This is a genomic window from Polynucleobacter sp. MWH-UH2A (assembly GCF_018687195.1).
In the GTDB taxonomy this organism is placed as follows: domain Bacteria; phylum Pseudomonadota; class Gammaproteobacteria; order Burkholderiales; family Burkholderiaceae; genus Polynucleobacter.
The window spans coordinates 519,164-532,665 of the sequence record NZ_CP061321.1; the positions used below are offsets into that span (position 1 = coordinate 519,164).

Sequence of the window (13,502 nt, forward strand, 5' to 3'; positions counted from 1 at the left end):
CTGCTATTGAAAACCTTCACCCGAAACGGTGGAGGTTTTTTTATTGCTTTAATTGCGTGGCAATACGCCTGGTCAACTTAGGTGGACTGGTATCAATATGAAAGCGATGGCGCTCTTCCTGCATGGCTAGGTCATCTGCCGTAAATCGATCAAATCGTCTTAAGTAATCCGCCCAAGTTTCAAAGACAAAATATTCCAGAAATTTTCCAGCGTGCTCAGCATCTTCAAATAAGCTCCATGAAAGGGCCCCTTGCTTTAATCGTGAACGCCGGGTCTTTGCCATGAGTTTTCTAAAGAGTTCAGCCTGCTCTGGATGAATGTGATATTCGACTGAGATCATGACGGGACCTTCGTCGAGATCAATATCTCTTGAAGGGTGAGGGCGTTCAATAGGGCATACCGGACTGAGGTCTTCGGCCTCATGACCATGAATGCGATGCTGGCGTATTAATAGCAAGGCAATGATTCCAAAAACAGCACTGGCAATCACGCCTGTAGTCACATCGGTGGAGTTAGTGATCTTTCCCCATACGAATGCCCCTAACGCACTGCCTCCCATTAGACTCATTTGGTAGAAAGACATGCCCCGTGCCCGAATCCAGTTTGGCAAAGAGAGTTGTGATGAGGTGCTGAGCGTATTGCCAACACTAAACCATGACATGCCACTCAAAATCATGATGGGCGCTGCATACCAAAGGTTGGGCGCTAATACTACGCCTGCAGAACTGATCGACAGAAAAATAATTCCATAGCTCGCCATTTGTTGCGGCGTGAATTTTTCTCTTAAGTAATGCAATTGTGAGCCAATCACGATTGCTCCAAAACCAAGGCAGGAGAGCAACAAGGTAAAGGTATTGGCATCGCCATTGAAATGCGACTTTGCAATCACCGGTAAAAGCGCCAATAAGCTGGAAGATTGCATATAAAACAAAAATGAACGAATCAAAATCGAACGCATTGGTTTTGATTGGCGAATATATTGTGCGCCAACGCGCATGGCACCAAAGAATCGCTCTCCAGGTAAGGTTGAGATGTAACTCTCATTTTTCCAGCGCAAGACAATCGCGCTCATGGCCAAAGATAAAACCATATTGAGGGCAAAAACATATTCTGTGCCGATGCCGGCAATAATGAGACCAGCAATTAATGGCCCCAAAATGCGCGAGGCATTCATGGCAATGGAATTTAGACCTAATGCCAGGTGAAGCGTGTCACGAGGAACCAGATCCGGAACAATTGCTGCATAAACTGGCCAGCGCATTGCTAGACCAACTCCATTAATAAATGTCAGTAGCAGTAAAAAGATAGGATCTAGGAGATTAAATACGGATGACAAAAACAAAAGAGTGGCGTTGATAGCAAGCCACGCTTGGGTAAAGACTAAAAAATGCTTGCGGTTCAGAATGTCTGCCAGCGCACCGCTGGGTAGACCAAATAAGAGCACGGGTAAGTTAGCGGCAGTCTGAACTAAGGCAATTAATGTGGCCGAGTTCGTGAGCGAGGTCATCATCCATGCCGCAGCCACATCGTTGGTGTACATGCATACATTGGCAACTAGCCATGTGGTCCAAAGGGCGCGGAAAACGGGGATTCTGAGGGGCGCCAACCAGACCGGTAATTTGGATGGCGGAAGGGAATGCATGCTCATTCCTTCATTATTACTCAGAGTGTTATTTGTTGCCTAAGAAGTTGAGGCTGGAGTTGATGTTCGAATCGATCTCGAAATTGCATGGAAGGCAAAGATTGCAAAGAAGATTAATCCCAGAACCCAGTGAATCATTTCGCTGCCTTCATGAAGCTCTTCGGGCCCGTAGTACAGGAGCATTGCTGTGACAAGCAAAATTGCCAAGAAGACTAGCTGTGATATTCCGCTAATGAGATTTTTCTCGGCCTTCAGTCCAGCTTTGATATGAAAAGGTAACACCGTACCAAAGGCAATTAAAGCAATTGCTGCAGAAACACCATGCATGATGAGTACAGTTCTATTACCTAGCAATGTCCTAGAGATATGAAACTCATGTCCTAGTAAAAAAGCGATGCCCGATAGAGAGCATATACACAGAACGGCGATCGTGAACCACCGTTGCCAGTTTGGCATCTTGCCTAATCCATGTTTCTTCACAGGGTAATCTCGATAGCTTTCGCTGAATATTTCTTAAAACAGGGAAGTGAGTCATCTTTGCTGATAGCTAAGACCTTAGTGAGAGCGTCTGCATAAATACACTCAGGCGCAATTACTGAGTAAGACTCTGTAAACTCAATTTGCTCCATCGTTTTGGGATTCACAATATGCCCTTGATTTGGTTTAAATCGATCACAGTAATAGAGTCCGCTACTAGCGATGGCGCCATTCTCGAGAGATCCCAATGTAATGAGCTCAAGCGGATTAGCAGGGTTACGCACCTGAATTTCCTGGGCAATATTTCCAAAAACACGTAAATCACCGCCAGCATTTACATAGCCAGATGTGACGCCGCATTGTTGTAGCGCTTGAATTGCTTTATCGACAGCAAATCCTTTTGCAATACCGCCCAGATCTAGGGTGATCGGGGCTTTTGAAGAAACCATATTGGGCTCTGAAAGCATGAGATCCATGATGCTACCGCAAGGTTGATGCAATCTATCGGAGTGATTTGGTAGTAAGCCAGTCTCAACTAATTTTCCACCGACTGCGCAATCAAACGCTCCATTTGCGCTAACGCATATTTCTTTAGCGATGCTAAGAACTTGGAAGGTCCATTCATGTATCTGAATAGTTTCTATGTGAGCACGTGCATTGATTTGAGACAGTTCACTATTGGGCTTATGAAAGCCCATTAAGTCTTGAACTAATTGAATAGCATCAAAGGCTTGGTCGATAGCACAGTCGCTGTCAGCAGAAATCTCGACATAGGTTCCCAGGAGAGGCTTACAGCGGATCATTTGGCTTTGGGTTTGAGTGCTAAGTCGTACATCACCATGAGCCTCTTAACTCCATCCGTGAGATGCTTGCAAGAGAGCGTGGCCCCAGAAATATTCTGAATATCATTCTTTAGCTTCAAAGGATCTTCCGCAGTTTTGCCAATAAATTGCTTGCGCCAGCTTTCTTCGGCAACTTCGTAGCCATAGGACTCAACGTATTCCATGATTTCAATGCCTTGAACTGTCCCGTTTGGCGCAATGCCGATGGCATAGGTAATCATTTCATGTTTGCCAACCACTTCATCCACAATAAAGTAGCTACCATCAGCGGCTTTCCAAGTTCTATCGCCTTTAAATGGCTGCCTGACACTAGAGGCAGATTGCATCTTGTCTTGAATATCCTCCGTAAGTACAACTGGGTATTTAGTTAATTGCTTATTGGGAAAGATGAGCTTCTGCGCCTGTTCGACAGAGACATAAATTTTTGCATGCGCATAGATGGGTGCGCCCGCTAAGGCTATGCCAGTAATCGCTACTAGCGGACTAGGATTCCATTTCATTCAATTGATCTCTATATCTATTAGTGGGTCAAAAATTCATTTGCTTCATAACAAAGCATTTGTATTTCTTTGTTACTTAAATTTGCATTCGATAAAGCTTCAAATGTCATTAATGCCCTTTCTCTTGCCGTGGGGCATTGAGTCATTTGAAACTTCAACATATAAGTCATTGCTCCAATCAATAGATTCTGAATTTCCATAACACTTCTCCTGAAATAAATTGAATGAACCTTAATTCAGCGGGAATCCCACTTTGACAATGAATTCATTTTTGGTGTGACCATCCCAGACGCGATTGCCCCAACAGTCACCTGCGCCAGTGTTGTGACAAGTGCCGCCTGGTAGTTGATAGCGCCAAGCTGCAGTTACCCACCAATCCTTTTCTGCGTAGTGGACATTGGGGCCTACAAAGATGGCATTTTGCGTTGGGCTTTGCCACATATAGCCATAAAAGTCGTTATGAAAACGTGCTTCTAGGCCTGCTGAGAGCTTGGGAATAAAGCGATAACTTGCGCCTACAAGGAGATCTACTTGAGATTCTTGTAATAGGAAACCATTGGATTTGAGCTGTTCTTGTTCTGCAACGATATTTGCTGCCAGGATTAAACGATCATCAATAAAGTTTGACTGCAAGAGCAGTCGGTACTCAAGCGCATTTGCATTGCGGCCTACGGTAGGTTCAAAGTACACGCCAACGCCAACCGGAGAAGTGATTGGGTCGGTAATGCGGTAGATGGCTTCAAGCGATCCTCCATCAAGACCGGTTTGGCTGTAGCTAGATGCGCCAGAAGAAGTAACCCATTGTGGAACTCCTGCACCAGCAGTGCAGGGGGTTGTGCCACAGACATCTGGGTTGAGGTAATTATTTTTGGCGGTAACTTTATAGGCATTCAAGTAGCCGGCAAGTTGAAAGTCATTAGTGACGCCGTATTCAATTTCGGTTCTGGAATACCAAGACTGATACGTGCCGGTTGCTTGTCCCTGATTTAACTGTAGACGTTGCTCAAATTCTGCTTTTCCCTTAGGCTGAAGATCAAGCGTATAGATCCAGCCGAAATTGCCTTCACCCGCTTGAGCCATTGAGAAATGGAATAGGGCTGCAAGGAGTAGGGCAAAGAAAAATAGGCTTTTAGGGCCTAGTTTTGGGGTTTTCATGGGCTGGCACTTATTAATAATGAGAATCGTTATCAATAATATACCATAAATGAGAATTATTCCTATTTACTTATAGGAGTTAGGAAGAGATTTAGCCCCCCTTTATTTGTAAAAGGATTATTTGCGTAGAAGCTGTAGAGAATCAGGGTGCCGAACCAAGAGGCCTTCTTTCTCTAGAGTGGCAATAGCGCGATATAGCGCTTCATGTGTCACACCAATCTCTGATGCCATGGATTTCAAATCCGACTGAAGGTGAAGGGCGCCTGATTTGCCATCCGTTTCAATCAGGTGAATGAGTTTGCTTTTAATGTCTTTTAATCCTAAGCGCTCTGATTGAGTTCTCAGGCGCATGATCTCTTTACTCAACAATTGAACCCATTTCAATGAAAAATCGCTATTCATCAGGGCATCTCTTAATGACTGGATGGGTAGGGTAATGGCCAATCCGGAATGTGTCGCAATGGCATCACAGTGATAGACATCCGTCAATAGGCTTGCTTCACTGACAAACCCACCTTTACATCTTTGTAGGGTGATGGGTTCACCGTGCTGATTTGCTCGAGTCAAAATAACTTCACCTGAAACAATGAAATACATGTACTCAGGCTTTTTCCCTTGATGAAAGAGGTGGTCGCCTCGATTGAAGGGGCGGCTGTGGCATTCACTCAGCAGCCCCTTGGGGAGAAGATTCTTCAGGAGTTCGGGTATATAAAAGTCCATATGATTTGGATCATACGCTTTTTGGCATTTTTGGCCAATAATATGAACATGAATATCAATAGGGGGTTTATATGAAATGCAATGTTGGCGGTATCGATCGTGTTTTACGTATTGCAGTTGGCTTGGTATTGATTGCTTTAGCTGCGAGCAATGTCATCGGCATATGGGGTTGGATTGGCGTTGTCCCACTAGTAACCGGTTTATTTAGATTCTGTCCTTTATATCCAATCTTTGGGATTAATTCCTGCGGCACCGGTACTGGCTGCGGTGGTGGCGGTTGCTGTAAATAATCATTGTGCGGAGCGCCTATATGCCAAAAGACTATAAACAAATTACGCGTGACATTTCTGGCTCCTTAGCTAAGCTAAGAGCCGAAGCACCAGATGTGATGAAGGGATTTAATGATCTTGCCACCGCTGCTACTAAAGATGGTGTCTTAGATAAAAAGACCAAAGAGTTGATTGCATTGGCATTGGGCGTAGCTGCAAGATGTGATGGTTGCTTGGGTTTTCATACTCAAGCGCTTGCAAAGCTGGGAGCCAGCAAGCAGGAAGTGGTTGAGACATTAAGTATGGCTACTTATATGGGTGGTGGCCCATCACTCATGTATGCGGCTGATGCGATAAGCGCTTTTGAGCAAGCACAAGGAGCCTCTCAATGAATATGACGCATTACATGGAGTTGCTGGCCGTTAATCAGCCATGGAACTTAATTATTTTCATGGCAATACCCGTTGTGCTGGCTGAGACTTTAGCGATTACTGAACTGTACTTATTGTTTACCCGAAAGTTCGATGGTGCAATTTACTATCTCAATCGCTTTGCAGGCATAGCGGTAGGTTTGTATTTCATTGGCATTATTTATTACGTGATTAGCAATGCGATCATTCCAATCACCAAGGCAGGCGAATGGAGAACGGTGATTGACGTGCTTGCGGTCGGTAGTTATGTAGTCGCTGGTTTGCCTTTAGTGTGGATTGCCTTGCAAGAGCTTGGTCTAGTGAATAAGGCCTTAGATCAAATGAGTAAGCTCAAGATTCATGCTATTTGCGTGGCCCTATTCTTAGTATTTGGTCATATCGCGATGATTGCTGGAATGCTCGATCCTGGTTTGCTGGGATATCAAAACCCTCATCAGATGATGGGTAATAGTCAAGAAGTGCCTGCGAAGGAAATGCCAATGGGTAACTCAGCGCATATACACTAATGAATATGCCGCAGGCATTGAGTAAGAAAAAACGACAAAAATAGTAAAACATTAGAGATTGGGTTTAGAATTCGCCTCATGTTGTTGCGTCGTAAAACATTCCCTCTATTGCTATGCCTTTGTCTGATCGCATTTAAGGTAGCGGCTTCCAGTATTTTTGTGCAGGCAGCTATTGAGCGTGCAGAGTTAGCGGGTGATTACGGAAGTATCGTCGCCATGCAGTTAAACCCAGATACGGCAGAGACTGGGGACGACAATGGCAAAGTACACACCATGTACTTAATGAGTCATGTCACAGCTAACATCTCTACTGCTGAAATCCCCATCTACCCACCACAGATCAGATCTATTGAGTATTTTGTGGCGGACAAGGTTTTACTCACCCAAAATTTCCCCGAGGCGGTATTTAAACCGCCCAAAGCATCTACCTAAATTCAATTAGGTTGGTGAACTTCAGTACGATGTTCACTTTGATGTTGTCTGGCCGCTAGCTTGTGGCCATGTTTGGGAAGTATATCCATGTTTAAATTTGTAAAAGTATTGCCATCGGCATTACTAGTTTTATTTGTATCTGCCTGTAGTAGTGTCAAACTAGATGATACGAACTCAGTTGCCACTGTTAATGCGGGCGGTTCTTCCGGTTACGATCCAATTAGTGATCCAAAGTCCAGTGTTTATGGAAAGCGATCGATCTATTTTGAGTTTGATAGCTACACCATTGATCCTCAATATGCCTCAGTGATCTCTGCGCATGCGGGATATCTCAAGGCTTTCCAGAAGCAAAAAGCCTCGGTCATTATTCAGGGTAATACAGACGATAGAGGTACTGCAGAGTACAACTTGGCATTGGGTCAGCGTCGCTCAGAGGCTGTAAAAAATGCTCTCATCAAGCAGGGTGTTAGTGAGTCTCAGCTTGAGGCAGTGAGCTTTGGTAAAGAAAAGCCTGCGAATCCAGCGCAAACAGAAGCGGCGTTTAAAGAAAATCGGCATGCCGATTTCGTCTATCAATAAGAACGGAGCCTACAAATGAAAAAGTTATACATACTTAGTTGTGTAGGAGTGATGTTGCTTGGTGCTTGCGCAAGTAACCCATCATCGAATAATCCAGTTCAAGTCGCCAAAGCGCCAACACCCATTCATTCTGAATCGGTTTCTAAGCGACTTAATGCCTGCATTGTCCGTAGCAATCAAAGTGCAGATGCTTTATTGGTGGATAGTCAGATTATTGCCGTCACTAGAAACAATCCTCATGCAAAAAGCCTATTTAGCTCACCCGATAAGTTGACGGATGAGCAGGCTAAGGCATTAACAGGCTATTTAGCCGAAGCAAATACTTGCCGCCCGATCGCGCTTGAAGGTGTTAGTCCAGAGATGACAGCCGTCTATCAAGATTTCTTCAAGCGGATTGATGGTTTGTATGTGGATCTGATTGCCAAAAAAATCACCATTGGGGTTGCTAATCAAGAACGACAGCTCTTGATACAAGATGCGCATCTCAAGCGTATGGCGATTCAGGCAAAGAATAAATAAGGGGGAAGCGAGTAATGCCGAGGTATAAGTTCGCTTGCCGCTCTTGTAAGTTTGAGTGTGTGAGTAGTATAGGAAGGGAAGTAGGGCCGTACTCTTCAAAGGTGGTCATGGTTTGCAAAAACTGCTCCACCATTGATGACTACACTGTTGCCCATCCTGGAAGCATTAATACCGAAATCAGCAAATTGCCTGTGTGTAAACATTGCTCGTCAAGCGCCCATTTAATCGAATGGGATGGCTTGACGTGCCCGCATTGCAATAAGAGTATGAGGGCTTTGGGTAGCGATATGAATGCAGAGCGACCATTTAAGTATTGGTAGGGGTATGATTCATTTATGACTAATGCCCAATCTCAAAACATGCCCACGCAAAGCGAAGAGAAGACAGAAGATCAGACAGGGGAAGCATCTGACGAGGCATCTGCTGTGCAAGAGCAGGGGTCTAGTGAAGTCAATAAACCCAAGAGAGCCCTCAGCAAGCGGGAGATCATGGAGCAATTATCCCGCGAGCGCTTTCCTTGGGATGAATGAACGCTCTGCAGAATAAGTCTTAAATAAAGCGGTGGACTTGTAATGCGGTAAGCATAGAATAAAAGGATGAGAGACCGCATCCTTCATTCATCAGCAGATATTGAGCAATTCGCCCTGACGGATTTGCAATCGCTGTATGAGCGTTTTCAATCTTCAGAGCATGGCCTCAGCCAAGAGCAATGGCAGCGCAATTTTCAGAAATATGGTGAGAACAAACTCCATATTGAAAAAGGGGAGTGGGTAGTAATGCGCTTTCTACGTAGCTTTTTCTCACCACTCTCGCTACTCTTGATCACGCTCTCATTGCTTTCTTATTGGACGGGTGAGCACAGTGGCGCATACATGATTGCCATCATGGTTTTTCTGTCTACGGTGTTGACCTTTACTCAGGAGTACAAATCCAATAATGCCGCTAAGCGATTAATTGCACTGGTGAGTGCCAAGGCATTAGTGGTGCGTGCCGATATTGAGCAAGAGGTGGATCTAAAGCATTTAGTTCCGGGTGATGTGATTCGCTTATCGGTTGGCGATATGATTCCTGCAGATGTGAGGGTGATCAATAGTAAAGATCTATTTATCAATCAAGCCTCTCTTACAGGCGAGTCCTTGCCAACCGAAAAATCGTCCACCTGTCTAAATGAGCATGTCAGCTCTCCATATGACTGGAGTAATTTGGCTTATATGGGAAGTTACGTAGTATCTGGGATGGGCAGCGCGATCGTAATCCGAACCGGCGAAGGAAGTTTTTTCGGGCAATTAGCACAAGAGACAACACAACAAGTCAAACAATCCACATTTGATAAAGGCATCAATCAATTTACTTGGCTCATGATTCGCATTATGTTGTTTATGACCCCAGCAGTCTTCTTGATCAATGGATTGGTTAAAGGCGATTGGCTTGAGGCAGGTCTCTTTGCGATTGCGGTTGGTGTCGGGCTCGCTCCCGAGATGTTGCCCATGTTGGTGACAGTAAATTTAGCAAAGGGCGCGATTGCTTTATCAAAGAAAAAAGTCATCATCAAACGTTTAAATGCAGTGCAAAACTTGGGTGCAATGAATATTCTCTGCACGGATAAAACGGGAACATTGACGCAAAACGAGATTATTTTAGAGAAGCACATTGATGTAGATGGTCAAGATAGTGTTCAGGTACTCGACTACGCCTATTTAAATAGCCACTATCAAACTGGTCTCAAAAATTTAATGGACGTTGCTATCCTAAAGCACGTCGATGTCCATGAAAAATTGCATGATGACAATACTTATCAAAAAATTGACGAGATTCCATTTGATTTTCAGCGACGTCGACTGTCGGTAGTGGTTCGCAAGAATAATGAACGTGACATTTTGATCTGCAAGGGAGCAGTTGAGGAGACATTCTCTTGCTGCCGCTTTACGCAAAGCCAGGGTCAGTTAATTTCCTTAACTCCAGACCATTTCGCTAAGCTGAAAATAGTCGTTTCCGATCTTAATCAAGATGGCTTTCGAGTGATTGCCATTGCAACGCGAGAAGAGGCAGCCTCACAAAAATCTTATGATGTAGCCGATGAGTGTGATTTGGTTTTATTGGGCTATGTCGCATTTCTAGATCCCCCTAAGGAGTCTGCTAAAGCCGCTATTGAAGCCTTGCAGGCAGGTGGCGTACAGATCAAAATTTTGACAGGGGATAACGAGATTATTACCCGCAAGGTCTGCCATGAGGTTGGGCTGCCAATTCATCAAATGATGTCGGGTTCGGATATAGATGCCCTAAATGATGAACAGCTCGCAGTCAAAGCAATGGATGTGCAAATCTTTTCCAAGATGACTCCGCAGCAAAAGGCCAGAATTATTCGTCTTTTGCGAGGTGAGGGTCGAGTGGTTGGTTATATGGGCGATGGCATTAATGATGGCCCCGCCTTGAAAACAGCTGACGTTAGTATCTCAGTAGATTCAGCTGTAGATATTGCAAAAGAATCGGCTGACATTATTTTGTTAGAAAAAAGCCTACTCGTTCTGCACCAAGGGGTGCTGGAAGGGCGACGTGTATTTGGCAATCTGATGAAGTATTTGAAGATGTCTGCCAGTTCTAATTTTGGCAATATGTTCAGCATGTTGGGCGCGAGCGCTTTATTGCCTTTTTTGCCTATGGCGCCAGTACAAATTCTTTTAAACAACTTGCTCTACGATTTTTCGCAAACGTCAGTCCCGACGGATGCCGTTGATCCTGAATACCTCTCTCAACCACGTGAGTGGAATATTCGGGGGTTGGCCCGTTTTATCTTTTGCATTGGTCCAATTAGCTCTATCTTTGACTACCTCACATTTGGCTTATTGTGGTTTTATGTGAAAGCGAACACCATAGAGCTGTCCTCCATATTTCAAACGGGCTGGTTTATAGAGTCACTTTTGTCACAAACGCTGATTGTTTATGTGATTCGTACTGGCAAGATTCCTTTTGTGGAGAGCAAGCCTAGTCTGCCATTGATGCTCACGACACTATCAGTCTGCGCCCTTGGTGTTTCCCTTCCCTATCTTGCTATTGGGCGTTATCTGCAGATGGTGCCGCTGCCGGAGGTATATTGGATGGGACTTTTGGCATTAATTCCTTCTTACTTGCTACTTACTCAGCTTGTGAAGACTTGGATTATCAGAAAATCAGGGGCTTTATAAGAGATTGTTCTCGATACCTTTTTCTTCTTAGCATCTAGCTTTATGTGGCTTAAATTGAATTGAGGAAAGGCCGTCCGCAAATTTTCAAGTGGATTTATGTGGAATTGCCCTATACGCGATAGCCAGCTTGAGTTGATAAATTAGGGTTTTAATCCAGCATTGTGGGCTGCCAGTCAAACAGCTTTATTCAGATCTTAAAGTCGAACTTCCAAAAATATGGCTGATTTAGCGCTGGTATTGGCCAAAATTACCCAAAAAGTTAGTTGGCACTAATTTTCTACTTGTCACGCTTTTTGTCGGAGGAAAATAAGGCTAGAATGAAGACCCTTGGCTACGTCTAGGCCACGCGCAAGGATTGAAGAATCATCTCAAAAGAGACTGAAGGTTATCAAAGTATGCTTTTCAAAAAATCTCAAACAATTAAATTTTTGCAACCCACCATGGAGTCTTTTGAGACTATTGTTGGGCCAGCTACTGAAGTGCACGGAAGATTGGTTGCCAATGAGAGCCTACGTATTGATGGTAGTGTCATCGGCAATATTGAGGCGCGTCAGGGCAAAAACGTCAGCATTGCTTTAGGTCGCACAGGTGTAGTGCAAGGTGATATATATGCCTTTAGGGTGCTGGTTGCAGGTCGCGTCGAAGGCAATATTTATGCCGTTGAAAGGGTGGAGCTTCATGAGGGCGCAGAGGTTCGGGGTGATATCACCTATGGTCAATTAGGAATTGAGCATGGCGCCAAGTTGAACGGATTAATGATTTCTAGGAATGGTGAAGAGCCGGAAGGCTTGGTTGATTCATCCGCAGTGTTTCAAGCAAATTGGGCTAAGATCAAAAGTCGCTAAGACACTCGTACTGAGTTAATCCTTTTTAACTTGCAAACAAAAATATATGGCTTTATTTAATTTAGGATCATCTGCCCCTCAATATATGGAGCAAGCATCATTTGATGAGGCGGTTTATCGGTTCTATCGCTTGCGTCATCAATATGAGGATTTCCAAAGTTTTTGGCATGCAAAAACAAATGGCTCTAACGGCGAGGTTCGATTAGTTGATAGCCTATTGGTTAATGCAAGTAAATATCCCAAGGATGAAACATTAAGATCCCAGCTCTCTGAAGCATGCTTGGAAATCGAGAAATATTGGAACAAAAAATTTGGCAGCAGCCCTGAGTCGCTTTCAATTTTCGGAGTCATTTATTCGCAATCTGAAGAAGCTATGTTGAAGCTTCAGACTCAAGCTGTCGATATCAAGCAGGCTGAAGCTCATGTCAACTTAGCTACAAGGGTTGAGGCGTGCATGAGGAATCTTTACAGATATGAGATGCAAATTCAACATAAAAAGCCGATACGTTTTGACGATCAAATAAAAATTCATTTCTATCTAGATGGCCTTAACGAAACGCTCAGCTCTAGCTACAAATATAGCGGTAGCGTGCTGAAGGTCTTAGAGCAAGATTCTTATATTCAGAGTGAGGATGTTACTTGGGGGAGGTGGACTCTATTCCGAGACTCTACGGGCTTCTCAGATGTTTGGATTGTTAAAATTCAGAATGGTAAGGCGGATGTATTTAGCGCGGTAGAAAAATTGAATCAAGATACTTTTGAACTAGATGAGTCAATTAGGGGCATTCATTTTGATTCAGAGATTTTTAAAGCAATCGATAAAACCCAGGTGACTGCATTTGATAATTCTGAATTTAATTTAAGCCCCCCTGCTTACTTTCAGATGCTTGCAATGCTGAATGCAACAGGAGAAAAGGTCTTTGATGGGCGTTAAACAAGCGCGACCATCAAAGACTTTGCGTTAGTGCATTTTCTTCCAGGTGATGTTTGTCAAATGCTCACATCATTCGTTGTTTGAGAAATCGGTATTCGATCCGTACGATGGAGTTGAGGTGTATGAGGAGGAGTGGCTGGGCTCTATAACTCGTAATTCGCCGCTCAATTTTGCACCTTTCTCAACACTCATTTCTGCGTATTGAGTCAGTCCAGTAATTTTTGCGCTAGATTTAATATTGAGGTGGTTAGTAACATGTAAGCCTTGGGTAACCTCGCCACGAATCTCGACAACTTCTGCGTTAATTCTTCCGTTCACAATGCCGGTAGCATCGACTAATACTTCTTTGGTATTCAGCTCTCCCTCAACCAGACCCGCAACTACTGCCATTTCTGGAACTTCGAATGTGCCTTTAACAACGACACCTTCACCTACAAATAGTGAGCCTTTTGGATTGTTGTCCATGTAA

At 44.1% G+C, this 13,502-nt stretch carries 18 protein-coding genes; 10 read left to right on the top strand and 8 right to left on the bottom strand.

Features of this window, described 5'->3' with window-relative positions; all coding sequences use genetic code 11:
* Nucleotides 1-40: 40 nt before the first annotated feature.
* The 7 genes from IC571_RS02795 to IC571_RS02825 form a co-directional block, all read right to left on the bottom strand.
* Entirely contained in the window at nt 41-1,648 is a 1,608-nt protein-coding gene (locus IC571_RS02795; protein ID WP_251373486.1) for an MFS transporter, read from the bottom strand.
* A gap of 33 nt (nt 1,649-1,681) precedes the next feature.
* Nucleotides 1,682-2,122, bottom strand: a complete 441-nt coding sequence (locus IC571_RS02800; RefSeq protein WP_215317312.1) for a hypothetical protein — start codon at nt 2,120-2,122, stop codon at nt 1,682-1,684.
* Nucleotides 2,119-2,922, bottom strand: a complete 804-nt coding sequence (locus IC571_RS02805; protein ID WP_215317313.1) for an FAD:protein FMN transferase — start codon at nt 2,920-2,922, stop codon at nt 2,119-2,121. The genes IC571_RS02800 and IC571_RS02805 overlap by 4 nt, the downstream gene beginning before the upstream one ends.
* Nucleotides 2,919-3,461: an FMN-binding protein gene (locus IC571_RS02810; protein WP_215317314.1), complete on the bottom strand. Its 543-nt coding sequence runs from the start codon at nt 3,459-3,461 to the stop codon at nt 2,919-2,921. The genes IC571_RS02805 and IC571_RS02810 overlap by 4 nt, the downstream gene beginning before the upstream one ends.
* 20 nt (nt 3,462-3,481) lie before the next feature.
* A complete protein-coding gene (locus IC571_RS02815; RefSeq protein WP_215317315.1) occupies nt 3,482-3,661 on the bottom strand; it encodes a hypothetical protein in 180 nt (59 codons plus the stop codon).
* A 31-nt stretch (nt 3,662-3,692) separates the two neighbouring features.
* Nucleotides 3,693-4,616 (bottom strand): DUF6662 family protein, encoded by a 924-nt coding sequence (locus IC571_RS02820; RefSeq protein ID WP_215317316.1) that lies wholly within the window; start codon nt 4,614-4,616, stop codon nt 3,693-3,695.
* Nucleotides 4,617-4,733: 117 nt separating this feature from the next.
* Complete coding sequence (locus tag IC571_RS02825) at nt 4,734-5,213, bottom strand: Crp/Fnr family transcriptional regulator (protein WP_251373488.1); 480 nt, start codon at nt 5,211-5,213, stop codon at nt 4,734-4,736.
* Nucleotides 5,214-5,407: 194 nt separating this feature from the next.
* Between IC571_RS02825 and IC571_RS02830 the strand changes: the two genes are divergently transcribed.
* The 10 genes from IC571_RS02830 to IC571_RS02875 all read left to right on the top strand — a co-directional run bounded on the left by IC571_RS02830 (nt 5,408) and on the right by IC571_RS02875 (nt 13,033).
* A complete protein-coding gene (locus tag IC571_RS02830) occupies nt 5,408-5,626 on the top strand; it encodes a DUF2892 domain-containing protein (protein WP_215317318.1) in 219 nt (72 codons plus the stop codon).
* 20 nt (nt 5,627-5,646) lie between these two features.
* Complete coding sequence (locus IC571_RS02835) at nt 5,647-5,997, top strand: carboxymuconolactone decarboxylase family protein (protein ID WP_215317319.1); 351 nt, start codon at nt 5,647-5,649, stop codon at nt 5,995-5,997.
* Entirely contained in the window at nt 5,994-6,542 is a 549-nt protein-coding gene (locus IC571_RS02840; RefSeq protein WP_215317320.1) for a DUF6803 family protein, read from the top strand. The genes IC571_RS02835 and IC571_RS02840 overlap by 4 nt, the downstream gene beginning before the upstream one ends.
* Before the next feature lie 78 nt (nt 6,543-6,620).
* Complete coding sequence (locus IC571_RS02845) at nt 6,621-6,974, top strand: hypothetical protein (RefSeq protein WP_215317321.1); 354 nt, start codon at nt 6,621-6,623, stop codon at nt 6,972-6,974.
* Nucleotides 6,975-7,061: 87 nt separating this feature from the next.
* Nucleotides 7,062-7,553 (top strand): peptidoglycan-associated lipoprotein Pal, encoded by a 492-nt coding sequence (gene pal / locus IC571_RS02850; RefSeq protein ID WP_215317322.1) that lies wholly within the window; start codon nt 7,062-7,064, stop codon nt 7,551-7,553.
* 15 nt (nt 7,554-7,568) lie between these two features.
* Nucleotides 7,569-8,072 carry a hypothetical protein gene (locus IC571_RS02855; protein WP_215317323.1) on the top strand — a complete coding sequence of 168 codons (504 nt, stop codon included), beginning with the start codon at nt 7,569-7,571 and terminating at the stop codon, nt 8,070-8,072.
* Nucleotides 8,073-8,407: 335 nt separating this feature from the next.
* Nucleotides 8,408-8,602 (top strand): hypothetical protein, encoded by a 195-nt coding sequence (locus IC571_RS02860; protein ID WP_215317324.1) that lies wholly within the window; start codon nt 8,408-8,410, stop codon nt 8,600-8,602.
* A gap of 66 nt (nt 8,603-8,668) precedes the next feature.
* The gene (gene mgtA, locus IC571_RS02865; protein WP_215317325.1) at nt 8,669-11,254 is read left to right on the top strand and encodes a magnesium-translocating P-type ATPase; all 2,586 of its coding nucleotides are present in this window, start codon (nt 8,669-8,671) and stop codon (nt 11,252-11,254) included.
* 440 nt (nt 11,255-11,694) lie between these two features.
* On the top strand, nt 11,695-12,099 hold the full coding sequence (locus tag IC571_RS02870) for a polymer-forming cytoskeletal protein (protein WP_215317326.1): 405 nt from the start codon (nt 11,695-11,697) through the stop codon (nt 12,097-12,099).
* A gap of 46 nt (nt 12,100-12,145) precedes the next feature.
* Nucleotides 12,146-13,033 carry a hypothetical protein gene (locus tag IC571_RS02875; RefSeq protein ID WP_215317327.1) on the top strand — a complete coding sequence of 296 codons (888 nt, stop codon included), beginning with the start codon at nt 12,146-12,148 and terminating at the stop codon, nt 13,031-13,033.
* A gap of 69 nt (nt 13,034-13,102) precedes the next feature.
* Here the strand turns inward: IC571_RS02875 and IC571_RS02880 are convergent, their stop codons facing one another.
* Nucleotides 13,103-13,498, bottom strand: coding sequence for a polymer-forming cytoskeletal protein (locus tag IC571_RS02880; protein WP_215317328.1), 396 nt, complete (start codon nt 13,496-13,498; stop codon nt 13,103-13,105).
* Between the last annotated feature and the right edge of the window lie 4 nt (nt 13,499-13,502).